Here is a 12,632-nt window from a genome sequence, read left to right on the forward strand (position 1 = left end):
CGTTTTACCCGTGGGTTTAACCGTAAGCTTCGCCGATCAGATCGCGCACTGCATCGAGCAATGCTTCGTCATGGAAACTGCCTTTCGCCAGATAGTAATCCGCCCCCGCGTTCAGGCCGGCGCGGCGATCTTCTTCACGATCCTTGTACGAGACGATCATCACCGGCAGCGACTGCAGTTGCGGATCGCGTTTGATGAGTGTGACGAGCTCGATGCCGTCCATGCGCGGCATATCGATGTCGGTAATCACGAGGTCGAAGCGCTCGCCGCGCACCGCGTTCCAGCCGTCCATGCCGTCGACGGCGATCGTCACGTCGTAGCCGCGCGTCGCCAGCAGTTTGCGTTCGAGCTCGCGCACGGTGAGCGAATCGTCGACCACCAGCACGCGCCGCGTGACGCGCCGGGCAGCGAGGGCAGTGCCGTGCTGGGTGTGTTTCAGATCGCCGCCCGCCACGAGCCGTTCGACCGAGCGCAGCCAGTCGTCGACATCCGCGATCAGCACGGGGTCGCCATTTTCCATCAGCGCACCCGCGGTGATGTTCCGGATCTTGCCGAGCCGCGGGTCGAGTGGCTGCACGACCAGCATCCGCTCGCCGAGAAAGCGATCGACCACCACGCCGTAGGTTTCTTCACCGTCGCCGATCACGATCAGGCTGACGGTATCGCCTTCGTTGGCGGGCGGCGCAGTGTCGAGAATCTGATGCGCGGTGACGACGCCAATGCGGTGGCCGTCGAAGGCAATGTGCTGATGGCCTTCGAGCAATTCGATCTCCGCGCGGCTCACGTGCAGCGTGCGGTTCACATGCGCGAGCGGCACCGCGTACGGCTCACCCGCGACTTCGACGAGCAGGCTGCGGATCACCGAGAGCGTGAGCGGCAGTTGCAACTGCACACGCGTGCCGACGCCGGGGTCATTCGTGATGCGCACCGTGCCGCGTACCCGCTTGACGACGTCGTATACCGCGTCGAGTCCGATACCGCGGCCCGAGACCTCAGTGACCTGATCGCGCAGCGAGAAGCCGGGCAGGAACAGGAATTCGAGCAGTTCGGCCTCGGACAGGCGCGCGGCCGTTTCAGCGCTCGCCAGTTTTTTGCGGACGATCGACGCGCGCAATGCGTCGAGGTCGATGCCCGCACCGTCGTCGGTGACGGTGATGAGCAGCGCGCCGGCGGTGTGGCGCGCGTCGAGCGTAAGTGTGCCTTCTTCGGACTTGCCGTGCGCGAGACGGACCGCAGGCGCTTCGATGCCGTGGTCGATCGCGTTGCGCAGCAGGTGGCCGAGCGGCGCTTCGAGCAGATCGAGGATGTCGCGGTCCACCTGAGTCGATTCGCCGACCAGTTGCCAGCGCACCTTCTTGCCGAGCGCGCGCGCGACGTCGCGCACCATGCGCGCGAGACCGCTGGTGCCGTCGCCGAAGGGGCGCATCCGGCATTGCAGCGCGGCGTCGTAGAGCTGCTGCGACAGATGCGTCGAGCGGCGGTCGAAGCTCTCCAGATCGGCCAGACGCTCGGCGAGCAGATGCTGCGATTCCGCGGCGAGGCGGCGCAATTCTTCGAGCGCGGCGTGCGCGCGCGGGTCGAGCTTCAGGTCGGCGAGCGTTTCGTGCAACTGATCGAGCGCGCGCGAGCCGTCACGTTGGACGCGCTTGACGCGCAGCATCGACTGCGCGAAGGGTTTGAGCCAGCGCGATTCGACCAGCGACTCGCCGGATAAGGAGAGCAGGCGGTCGAGGTTGTCGGCGCGTACGCGCAGCATGCGGCCGGGGTCTGTTGCTTGGCGGCTTGTTTCGGTCGAGGTGGATGCGGTTGCGGCCGACGACGCAGAGGCACTTGCAGGAGCCGGTGGGGTTGCGGAGTCGGACGCAGAGGCACTTGCAGGAGCCGGTGGGGTTGCGGAGTCGGGCGCAGAGGCGCTTGCAGGAGCCGGTGGGGTTGCAGAGTCGGACGCTGAGGTGCTTGCAGGAGGCGGTGGGGTTGCAGAGTCGGACGCCGAGGCGCTTGCAGGAGGCGGTGGGGTTGCAGAGTCGGACGCCGAGGCGCTTGCAGAAGCAGATTGAATTGCAGAGGCGGACTTGGACCCACCCGCAGTCGTGCTGGCCGGTGCGGCTGAGGCGGGCGTCGCTTCGGCGCGCAGGGCGTGGGCTAGCAGATTGAATGCGGCGTCATGGTCAGCGTCGGCGGATGCGGTGCGCGGTTTGGCGGCTACGCTGGATGCAGATGCAGGCCCGGCGACGCGCGCAAGACTCGCGGCAGGCATAGCAGCAGCCTGCCGCACTGCCGCCCCATGCGGCACGACACGCGCCATACGCGCTTGCAACGACGCCACGCACGCGCTGACCGCGTCACGCGCCGACTCGTCCTCGTCATTGCCGATGCGCGCAACGATATCGACACCGCGCAGCAACTCATCGATCCAGGCGGCGTCGAGCGACGCGCGCCCTTCCTGCGCTGCGACGAAGCAATCTTCCATCGCGTGGGCGAGTTCGACACCGACCTGCACACCGACGATACGCGCCGCGCCCTTCAGCGAATGAGCGGCGCGCATGCAGGCTTCGAGTGCGGCGGCGTCGCGTGGTGCGCGGTCGAGGGTGAGCAGGCCGTCGTTGAGCACACGGGCCTGGGTCCGCGCTTCTTCGCGGAAGAGATCGATCAGCGACGGGCGGCGCGGGTCGTCGGTCATCCGAGACTCCGGTTCAAGGTATCGAACAATGCGTCGGCGTCGAGCAGGCCGACCGTCATGCCGCGCCACGGGGCCACGGCGCGCGTATGCGCAGCAGCCGCGTGCGAGAGCGTCGCGGGCGGCGGGCGAAAGGTGGAGAGCGCGATCCGATGCACGCCGTCGACCTGATCGACGGGCAACACCGCGTGCTCGTCGGCGCGCGAAACCACCAGCAAACGCGGCAGTTCGTGACGCGTTTGATCATTGTCCGCGCTGGTGTCGGCCTCGAAACCCAGCAGATGCGCAAGCGACAGGCATACCAGCAAGTCGCCCTGCACATTCACCACGCCCAGCACCGCGCGATGCTGCCGGTGCGGCAACGTATGAATCGGCCGCGTCTGCACGATTCGCTTGAAGATCGGCGTCGGCAGGGCGAGCCATTCGCCGCCGATACGGAAGATGAGGAACGACTCACTCGCTCCTTGAGGATCATGTCGTCGCTGTAGCGCCGGCGTGTCGGCATCATGCTGCGAGAGATCCACGAGCGTAATCGGCCGCTCCAGCAATTTGGCCGCGGCCGTTTCGAACACCGGGCAATTCAGACAGCGCACGTATTCGGCCAGCCGTTCGCACGACGAATCGCCGCGTACGCCGATGCGGTTCCAGCAATCGTCGAAGGTCACCGTGCGGTCCTCAACCACGTTGCGCTCCCTGTGCGCGCAATGCGCGCTCCATCAACAGACGCGCGCCGTGGCGATCGCCTTCGAGTTCCAGCAGCGTCGCCAGATGCGCGAGCGCTTCGCCGTGCTGCGGGTCGAGATAGAGCGCTTTGCGATACTGGCTGCGTGCGAGGTTCGTATCGCCGCTGGCGTCGGCTAGCACACCGAGCAGATAGAACGCCTCGGCGTGCGGTGCGTGCTGTTCCAGATAGACGTTGATCGCGTTCGCGGCTTCCGTCAGTCGGCCCGCATCGGCCAGCGCATGCGCGGCTTGCAGCGTGTTGCGTGCGGTGTTGGTCGGCGAGGTGATCTGCGGCTTCGTCAGGTCGTGCAGCTGCGGAACGGTCCCGGACGGTTTCGGCGTGCGCTGCGAAATACCGTTCAATGGCTTGTGCTGCGAAACGTCATTCGACTGCGTGTGCTGCGAAATACCATCCGACGGCGTGTGCTGCGAAATACCATCCAACGGCGTGTGCGGAGAAATTCCGTTCAACGGCGAGTGCGTTGAGCCAGCGCTGAACGACGTGCGCGCCACCGGATCGGGCCACGCGAAAGGCTCCGCTGAGAACACTTGCGGCGGCGCGAGCGCGGGCACCGGCGAATGCGTCATTGCGAGTGCGGCGGCGCTGGCGAGCGGCGCGGTGTGCCCGCCGCCAAGCTGCGCTTCAGCGGGCGCGGCGCGGTGGAACGCGAACGCCAGGGGAATCTTCGCCGACTGCATGCCATGACGCATCAGCAGCCCCGTTTCCGCAGGTCCGACGAACAGTGTGCCGTTTTCGGCCAGCACGTCGTTGAGCGCATGCAAGGCTGCCTGTTGTGCGTCGCGGCCGAAGTAAATCAGCACGTTGCGGCAGAACACGAAGTCGTAGACGCCGAGCGCCGTGGCATCGAGTTGCATCAGGTTGGCGCGCGAAAACCGGACCGCGTCGACGATGCGCGGCGCGAGGCGCCAGCCGTCTTCTGTACGCGTGAAGTGGGCGTCGCGAAACGGAAACGCATTGCCGCGAAACGAGTTGCGGCTGTACACGGCGCGCTGCGCGACGGCCAGCGAGCGTTCGCTGATATCCATTGCGTCGATGCGCATGTGCGCGGCGCCGATGCCGGCGTCGAGCAGCGTCATCGCGATTGTGTACGGTTCTTCGCCGGTCGAGCAGGGCAGGCTCAGAATCCGCAACGGCAGCGCGGTGCCGCGCTCGTCAAGGCGTTCGTGCGCGAGACGCGCGAGCGCTCTGAACGCATCGGCGTCGCGATAAAACCAGGTCTCCGGCACCACCACCGTTTCCACCAGCGCCTGCACGATGGCGGGCGATGCCTGCGCTGCGTCCCAGTAGTCGGCGAGCGTGGCGCTGGCGTGACCGTTCGCGCACCAGGCGGCAGCGCGCTGATCGATTGCTCGCTCGATCGCGTTATGACCGAGCGAGGCAGCATCGAGCCCGATGGTTCGATGCAGCAGATCGACGAAGCATCGATAAAGCGGCGCGTTGTCGTGATGCGCGTTCATGCGTGCGCCTCGGGAAACAGCAGGGCTTTGACGGCGTCGGGCAGCAGATGCTCGACGCGAATCCATTGCACCAGACCGCCTGCTTCGCTCGCGACCGGACCCAGATAGCGCGCGTGCGGCGTGTCGATGCCGGCATCGTGAAACGCGTCGACGCTCAGGCGGATGGTGCGCGTTGCGCCTTCGAGCAGGAGCGCGAGCAAGCGCACGGTGCCCGCATGGGGATAGCGCACCAGCACGACGCGCGTCGACATCAACTGCGCGGCGGGGCGGCCGAGCGCGAGCGCGGGCAGATCGATCACCGGCAACGGCGCGCCTTCGTGATCGAGCACGCCCGCGACCCACGACGGCGCGCCGGGAATCGTCTTGGGCGGCGACTGCGGCGTGAGCGGCATCAGACGCTCCACCTGCGTCGCGTCGATCACGTAGCGTTCGCTATCGAGCGTGAAGAGGATGAAGAGCATCGGCGTGAGCTTGGGTGGAGTGGATGGTGTGGCGTGCGGGCGGTTTGCTTCAACGTGCGTGTCTGAACGAGCCCGCCGCGGCGCGTCAGGCCACCACCTTGAAGCGCGACACGCCGGTGCGCAGATTATTGGCGACGTGGGTCAGATCGTCGATGGCCTGGGTCGACTGGCGCAGCGATTCCGCCGTCTGCTGCGCGGCCTCCGAGAGCTGCGTCAGTGCCTGGGTAATCTGCTCGGCGCCGGTGGCCTGCGTCTGCATGCCCTCGTTGACCATCGAGAAGCGCGGCGCGAGCGCCTGCACCTGCTGGATGATCTGTGTGAGATGGCCGCCCACGTTCTGCACGTCGAGCATGCCGCGCCGCACTTCTTCGGAGAACTTGTCCATGCCCATCACGCCCGCGGCTACCGCCGACTGGATCTCCTTGACCATCTGTTCGATGTCGTAGGTCGCCACGGCGGTTTGATCGGCGAGGCGGCGAATTTCGGTTGCCACGACCGCGAAGCCGCGGCCGTATTCGCCGGCCTTTTCTGCTTCGATCGCCGCGTTCAGCGAGAGCAGGTTGGTTTGATCCGCGACCTTGGTGATGGTGGCAACGACCTGGTTGATGTTGCTGGCTTTCTCGTTGAGGATCGCGAGCTTCGCATTGACCGAGCCGGCCGCTTCCATCACGAGGCGCATGGTGTCTTCCATGCGGGCGAGACCGGCGTGGCCGGTGCCGGCGAGCGCCGCCGATTGGCCGGCCACTTCGGAGACCTCGTTCATCGTGCGCAGCAGATCGCGCGAGGTCGCGAAGATTTCGCGCGACGTGGCGCCGATCTCGGTGGTGGTCGCCGCGGTTTCGTTCGCGGTGGCTTGCTGCTCGCGCGAGGTCGCGGCGATTTCCGTCACCGACGTGGTGACCTGGACCGCCGACTTCTGCGCCTGGCCGACCAGCGCGGTGAGCTCGTCGGTCATGCGGTTAAAACCCGCTTCGAGCGCGCCGATTTCGTCCGCGCGGTTCAGTTGCAGACGTTGCGTGAGATCGCCCGTGCGCATGATGTCGACGACTTGCAGCACCTTCGCCATCGGCGTGGTGACCGCGCGCAGCAGCCAGTAACCGGCCAGCAAGGCGGCGACGGCGGCGATCAGCAGCATCACGAGCAGCACGATACGGGTCGTCTCCACCGAGTTGCGGATGCTCTCGGCGGACTGGTCAGCGTAGGTCTTGTTTTCGTCCACCAGCTTGCGCAGGGAGAGCCGGCCGGTTTCCCAGATCGGCGTGAGCTGCGTGTTGAAGATGCGCACGGCGTTCTCTTTCGAGGTCGGCAGGGCGGCCATCAGCGACGCCTGGATCGGCAGGTATTGCGTGTGTTGCTGCCGGAAGCCGTTGAAGATGTCACGGTCGTCCTGACGGAAGAGGGTCCCGCTGTAATCGTTGAGCAGCGTTTGCTCCGTTTGCTGTGTCTCTACGAGGCGCGCGGTGTCGCGCTTGACGGAATCGGGGTCCGCGTCGACATAGATGAGACGTTGCGTGACGGTGTAGTTCTCGAGCCAGGCCCCGCGCATGGCGGTCGCGTAGTAGAGGCCGGGCATCGAGTCCTGCTGCTGGCTCTTCGCGTCGCGGTCAATGCCGCCGAGTTGCTCGAAAGTGACGGTTGCCATTGCCAGCATCACGATCAGCACGATCCCGAAGCTGCACAGAATCCGTTGCCGGATGGTCCATTGTTTCACGCGCACGCCCCTTAACTTTTTGGTTTGGTCTCGACGCCCGATGTCGACTTGTAGGTCTCGGGGTCGATGGATCGGAAAGCTTTGCGGGTCGTCGGATTTGTCCGACGGGTCATGCGGCGAATTTTACATTGATCGTGGGAATGGATGGCGTTCGATGTGGCGCCTGCTCACACCCGGCGTTACACCCGTAATGCCCGGTTACCAACTGCAGCATCTATTTCCGCACGGGCCCTACACAATCTGCTCCATGCCTGAACGGCGGGAGCGAAACATGAAAAAGATTGCGGTGGCGTTGTTGATGGTTGGGAGCCTGAGCGTAGCGGGTCAGGCGTCGGCTCATGGCAATGGCGGGGATGTGGTCGGTGCGCTGATCGGTGGTGCCGTGCTGGGCGCGGTGGTGACGTCCGCGTTGAATCCGGCGCCGGTGGTTGCTTACCAGCAGCCGGTCTATGCGCAGCCGGTGTATCAGCCGGCCCCCGTGTATGCGGGGCCGCCGCCGGGATACTGCTATGACCAGTACCAGCGCGCATACGTCGCGTGCGGTGCGCCGCCGCCCGGACAATATGAGTATCCGCAGCAGCCTCAACCGGGCTGGTAAATCTGGCCAGTGACGTGCGCTGGCGCGCGCAGCCTGGATGCTCGCGCGCACCAGAGAAAAAGGCCGTCGCAGGTGCGACGGCCTTGTCTTGTTGGATGTCTCTAATCAGTGCTTATGGTGCAACCACTCCGCATAGTGCGTGTCGAGCCAGCGCTCGAGGCGCTCCGGCTTCGTCTTCTGGCGATAGTGGGACGCGGCCCAGATAGCCACACCGACTACCAGCATTACCAAAGGTCCCAACAAATAAGCCATTAATGATTCAGACATGCGAGCCTCCGTCCCGACGTGCATGGATGCTTTAGTTTAGGCGATGAACGGCGGGAAAAAAGGACGCTTTGGTGGGGTGGCTGGCCGCACGGCGGGATCGATGTGAATGGGCTGGCGGGGCGCGACGCAGGGCGACTGAGAACCTAGTGAATAAGTTGGTTTTCTTTTTCTAGACAGGTGTTTGTGGATGACGTTTATTTAACTGTGTACCATCAAACGTACCGCTGGCCGATGCCGAAGCGCACTGAGGCAACGGGCCAGATACCTGCCCCTGAAGCGTTTGCGACACCTGCCGCACTTCCCGTACTTAGGCGAACACGTGTTGTCGGCTGCTCTCGATCTGGGCGTCGACAAAATCCGCCCACAGTTGCAAGGTTCGACGCCGTTCCGCGGCATGCTCAGTGTGGCCGTCTCCGCCCGGGATGTCTTTGACGGTATGCGCCAGCGCATTTTCAATCGCGTCCGAAGGCTGCCCCATTTCGCGCAAGTGGGTCGCGGCGGTACGTCGAAAGTCATGTAGGACGAAATGCTCCGCGTCGAGTCCGAGCGATTTGACGGCCTGGTTGAGTGTACTTTTGGCGATCGGCCGATCGTCGCCCCTCACGCTCGGGAATACGAAATTCCGGCTGGTCTTCGTGTCCTGAAGCTCGCGGAGCAGGGCGACCGCCTGATGCGAGAGATACACCACATGCTCGCGGCCCTTGTTCATCCGCGCGGCGGGGATCGTCCAGCGCGCTGCGTTGAGGTTGAATTCGGACCAGGCGGCCTCGACGATGTCCGATTTCCGCACCATCGTCAGCACGAGCAGGTGCAAAGCCAATTTCAATGGACGTCGAATGTTCGATGCATAGATCGCCCGCAGCATGGTGCCCATTTCGTCTGGCGCGAGCACGCGGGTGCGGCTGTCCGGCGTCGCGATGAAGCGGGCCGGGATGAGTTCCGCCGGATTGGCCGTAGCGAATTGCCTGGCGATCAGGTACTCATAGAGCCGCTTGACCGCGTTGCGCGTGTGCAGCGCCATTTTGGGCGAGCCGCGGCTTTTGATCTGATCGCATATTGCGCGGATGTCGTCGTCCGTTACGGCTTTGATCGGCTTCGCGCCAATGGCGGGGAGAACATCTTTTTCGAGCGCGCGCCGCGTGGTGCGTTGATACTCCGCCGACTTGCCGGCCATCTCCGTCGCGAGATAGAGCTCCGCGCCCTCGCGCAGCACCTCGACCTTGCTCTCCACACCGCGGTCGCGGCGCGCCGTCGCCACCGGCGAGGCGCCGCTCGCGACCATGTCGGCGTACTTCTGCGCCTTGGCGCGCGCGACCCGCAGCGAAATCATCCGGTAGTCGCCGATCGTGACGAGCGGCTGGCGCTTGCCGTTCAGTGAGTAGCGGAAGCGCCAGACCTTGGTGCCCGTCGTCATGATTTCGATGACGAGGCCGTTGCCGTCTGCGACGCAATACCGGGTGGCGCGCGGTTCGAGCGCGCGAATCTGCGATTCGGAGAGGGGGGCGGCTAGTTTGGGCATGGGGGATCGGTGATGCGCGGGCAGCGGTGATTTTAGACCGGCTGTCTTTTGTGTACCAAAGGAATGACTAGAGTTTCCGTGCGTACCGCGCTGGGTAACGCGCATCGCGGACTGGCGCTCAAGCGAAGCCGGGTTCGGCGGTTGGTTCGATGTGGGCGCGGTTTGATCGTCAGCCATCAAGGCCGGGTTTCATTTCTTCAGCTTCTTCTGCGCTTGCTCAACCTGCTTGATGCTTGTTTCCGGAGTCGGCAGATTTTCGGGCATGGTTCCGCCAAGCTCCTGGATCGTCTGGCGCACCTTGCTGCCAACCTCGAAGTGCGTCTGGTTAGCGTGCTGCTTACCCTTGACCGCCTCGCGCCGCAGCTTTTCTTCAGTCTGGGTTTGTGCACGGGAGCCGATCTCGACCATTTTGCGAATGTCCGCAAAATGGTATTCCACCTGTTGTTCACTTTGGCGACAGGCTTCACGCGCCCTCTCCAGCACCGGCACAAAGTTGCGCCACTGAGGGTAGTCAAGCAGAGGCGCAAGGTCTCGCGCGAACCAAAACTCTGCGCCGTCCTCGGTTACCTGTTTAATGCTCTCGAATGTGTGGTGGTGCAGCGCTGTGATGGGCTTGCTATTCAACATAGGCGGCTCCTGCCTCGTCATGCGATATGTTGGGTTGCCATAGCTTGGCGACAGTTGCGGGTCATTGTAGACTCATATACTGTGTTTTTGTACAGGGGTTGGCTGCGGATCAGGGTTGTCTGTGGCACACGCGATTTCGGGGAGTCCGCTTTTGTGTGCCAAGAGCTCGTTGCTGTTTATTACGGAAGCTTGGTGAAAGTTGGAGGAAAACTCAGATGGTATAAGTCTTTTAGACGGCCTGACTTGTGGAGCTTTGGCGTCGCTTGGCAACAGGTTATTTGCCGATACAAAACCTGCTGAAAATCACTCCGAGCAGGTCGTCCGAGCTGAATTCCCCGGTGATCGAGTTCAGTTGGTCCTGCGCGAGCCGCAGTTCCTCGGCGAACAGATCCAGCGCTTGAGCATTCTGATCGGCGTGCGCCGCAGCCGTCGCCAGATGTTCCTGGGCCGCGCGCAGCGCAATCAGATGCCGCTCGCGCGCGAGGTAGACGCTCTCCGCGCCGGCCTGCCAACCGGCGATGCGCAGCAATTCCTCGCGCAGCAACGCAACACCATCGCCCTGTTTCGCCGACAGCCGTACTTCGCTGAGATCCAGATCCGCGTCCAGCGGTGTCACGGTCGGCGCGAGCCCGGTCAGATCCGTCTTGTTCAGCACGCGCACCACCGGCACACCGCTCGGGAAACGGCCAGCGATCGTTCCGTCTTCGGCGGTCATGCCGGTTCGCGCATCGAGCAGATGCAGCACGACGTCCGCGCGTTCGATCTCGCTCCACGTGCGCGCAATGCCGATCTTTTCCACTTCATCTTCCGTATCGCGCAGGCCGGCCGTGTCGATCACATGCAGCGGAATGCCTTCGATCTGGATCGTTTGCGCGACTTTGTCGCGCGTCGTGCCGGCGATCGGCGTGACGATGGCCAGCTCCGCGCCGGCGAGCGCGTTCAGCAGCGACGACTTGCCGACGTTCGGCTGTCCCGCCAGCACCACCGACAAACCCTCGCGCAGCAACGCGCCCTGGCGCGCTTCGCTCAACACGTGCGCGAGGCGCTCGCGGATCCGCGCGAGCTTGCCGCGGGCGTCGGCGGCTTCGAGAAAGTCGATTTCTTCTTCCGGGAAATCGAGCGTCGCTTCGACCAGCATCCGCAGCGTGATGACCTCTTCGACCAACGCATGGATGTCGCGCGAAAACGCGCCGTCGAGCGAGCGGCCCGCCGAGCGTGCGGCGGCCTCGGTGCTGGCCTCGATCAGATCGGCGACGGCCTCCGCTTGCGCCAGATCCAGCTTGTCGTTGAGAAACGCGCGCCGCGTGAATTCGCCCGGCTCGGCCAGACGCAGACCGAACGCTCGGCCGGCGTCGATGCACCGCTGCAGCACCAGTTGCAGCACGACCGGACCGCCGTGGCCTTGCAGCTCGACCACATGCTCGCCGGTGTAAGAGTGCGGCGCGGGGAAGTACAGCGCGATGCCGCGGTCGAGCGCGTTGCCGGCGTCGTCGAGGAACGGCACATAGCTCGCGTGACGCGGCGCCAGCGCCTGGCCCGTGAGGGCTTGCATCAGCGGTTGTGCGGCGGCTTCCCCGGCACGGCCACACGAAATCCGCACGACCCCGATTCCGCCTCGGCCGGGTGCGGTGGCAATGGCGACGATCGGATCGGAATCGGTGGAGAGCATGGGAGCGAGGCTATCAGAAGGGATTGAATGCGCAGGAGCGGGCGCCGGGCATTGTAACGCGGAGCATTCTCTGGCTCTGGATCAGGGCCTGATTCCTGGTGCGGCCCGAGTTTCATAAGACAAATAAGGATTTATCTCGCACAAGCTAAGATAGCCTAAGATGAATTTGCGACTAATCGACGCAGCAGAATGCCTAAAACGCGCTCTGCACAAGGAAAAGATGGTAATCGAAGAAATCGCGAAACGCGTTATTAGGTGGCGATTTCAGGCTAAAAATAGCTTATTAGAGCTATAAAGTTGCGTGTTTGGTTGTCCACTGATTATGCGCCGAATTGCACAATCGGGCCCATGCCGACCTCCAAAGAAAAAGCAGCTTTCGCCAAACGGCTGAAAGACTCACTCCCCAAAGATATTAAGGGTGGGACTGATTTGGCCAGGGAATTCAATCTGCTTTATAGCAGTGGCCCTGCCGTCTCACCGCAAACCGCGCACAAATGGCTCGCGGGTACGACGATTCCAAAGCGCGATAAGTTGCAGGTTTTAGCGACGTGGCTGCAAAAGGACGTTCACTGGCTGCACTATGGGCCCGCGCCGTCCGGCAAGACTAAACCGCTTGCCCGTGGCGAGAAATATCCGATGACGCCAGAAACGATCGAGCTGGTTACGCAGATGGCTAACCGGTTCGCGGGTTTGTCGCCGAAGCAGCGCAATCTGGTGGAAGAACTGATCACTGAATTTGACGGCGGCACGCAACAGGAAGCCGGCGCCGCGCCTGAAGACGCATCGAAAGATAAGGGCCCATCGGCCGAGTCATAAAAAAAGCCGCCCGGCGCAAACCGGGCGGCTTCTTTACAGCCAGCTTCTGCTTCTGCCTGTCAGCCAGCGGGCGCTACCGCCGCCC

The 12,632-nt window shown here is 63.8% G+C and carries 11 protein-coding genes; 2 read left to right on the plus strand and 9 right to left on the minus strand.

Annotated features, from left to right (window positions below; genetic code table 11):
• Positions 1–16: 16 nt before the first annotated feature.
• The 5 genes from P3T22_RS18720 to P3T22_RS18740 all read right to left on the minus strand — a co-directional run bounded on the left by P3T22_RS18720 (position 17) and on the right by P3T22_RS18740 (position 7,051).
• Entirely contained in the window at positions 17–2,680 is a 2,664-nt protein-coding gene (locus P3T22_RS18720; protein WP_429325752.1) for a hybrid sensor histidine kinase/response regulator, read from the minus strand.
• Positions 2,677–3,360: a chemotaxis protein CheW gene (locus tag P3T22_RS18725; protein WP_429325753.1), complete on the minus strand. Its 684-nt coding sequence runs from the start codon at positions 3,358–3,360 to the stop codon at positions 2,677–2,679. The genes P3T22_RS18720 and P3T22_RS18725 overlap by 4 nt, the downstream gene beginning before the upstream one ends.
• A complete protein-coding gene (locus P3T22_RS18730) occupies positions 3,353–4,879 on the minus strand; it encodes a CheR family methyltransferase (protein WP_429325754.1) in 1,527 nt (508 codons plus the stop codon). The genes P3T22_RS18725 and P3T22_RS18730 overlap by 8 nt, the downstream gene beginning before the upstream one ends.
• Positions 4,876–5,340: a chemotaxis protein CheW gene (locus tag P3T22_RS18735; protein WP_429325755.1), complete on the minus strand. Its 465-nt coding sequence runs from the start codon at positions 5,338–5,340 to the stop codon at positions 4,876–4,878. Before P3T22_RS18735 ends, P3T22_RS18730 begins: the two co-directional genes overlap by 4 nt.
• Positions 5,341–5,425: 85 nt before the next feature.
• The gene (locus P3T22_RS18740; protein WP_429325756.1) at positions 5,426–7,051 is read right to left on the minus strand and encodes a methyl-accepting chemotaxis protein; all 1,626 of its coding nucleotides are present in this window, start codon (positions 7,049–7,051) and stop codon (positions 5,426–5,428) included.
• 271 nt (positions 7,052–7,322) lie between these two features.
• On the opposite strand from P3T22_RS18740, the gene P3T22_RS18745 reads away from it, so the two are divergent.
• On the plus strand, positions 7,323–7,649 hold the full coding sequence (locus P3T22_RS18745; protein WP_063497767.1) for a hypothetical protein: 327 nt from the start codon (positions 7,323–7,325) through the stop codon (positions 7,647–7,649).
• Positions 7,650–7,754: 105 nt separating this feature from the next.
• On the opposite strand, the gene P3T22_RS18750 is transcribed toward P3T22_RS18745, so the two are convergent.
• From P3T22_RS18750 to mnmE, 4 genes are all read right to left on the minus strand, one after another.
• Positions 7,755–7,916: a hypothetical protein gene (locus P3T22_RS18750; RefSeq protein WP_166618149.1), complete on the minus strand. Its 162-nt coding sequence runs from the start codon at positions 7,914–7,916 to the stop codon at positions 7,755–7,757.
• A 307-nt stretch (positions 7,917–8,223) separates the two neighbouring features.
• Entirely contained in the window at positions 8,224–9,435 is a 1,212-nt protein-coding gene (locus P3T22_RS18755; RefSeq protein ID WP_429325757.1) for a tyrosine-type recombinase/integrase, read from the minus strand.
• Between the two features lie 189 nt (positions 9,436–9,624).
• A complete protein-coding gene (locus P3T22_RS18760; protein ID WP_063497769.1) occupies positions 9,625–10,062 on the minus strand; it encodes a hypothetical protein in 438 nt (145 codons plus the stop codon).
• Between the two features lie 274 nt (positions 10,063–10,336).
• Complete coding sequence (gene mnmE, locus P3T22_RS18765; RefSeq protein WP_429325758.1) at positions 10,337–11,731, minus strand: tRNA uridine-5-carboxymethylaminomethyl(34) synthesis GTPase MnmE; 1,395 nt, start codon at positions 11,729–11,731, stop codon at positions 10,337–10,339.
• 348 nt (positions 11,732–12,079) lie between these two features.
• On the opposite strand from mnmE, the gene P3T22_RS18770 reads away from it, so the two are divergent.
• Positions 12,080–12,547: a hypothetical protein gene (locus P3T22_RS18770; protein WP_063497771.1), complete on the plus strand. Its 468-nt coding sequence runs from the start codon at positions 12,080–12,082 to the stop codon at positions 12,545–12,547.
• Positions 12,548–12,632 lie beyond the last annotated feature (85 nt).

It is taken from the genome of Paraburkholderia sp. GAS348, from assembly GCF_050434205.1.
Taxonomy (GTDB): Bacteria; Pseudomonadota; Gammaproteobacteria; order Burkholderiales; family Burkholderiaceae; genus Paraburkholderia.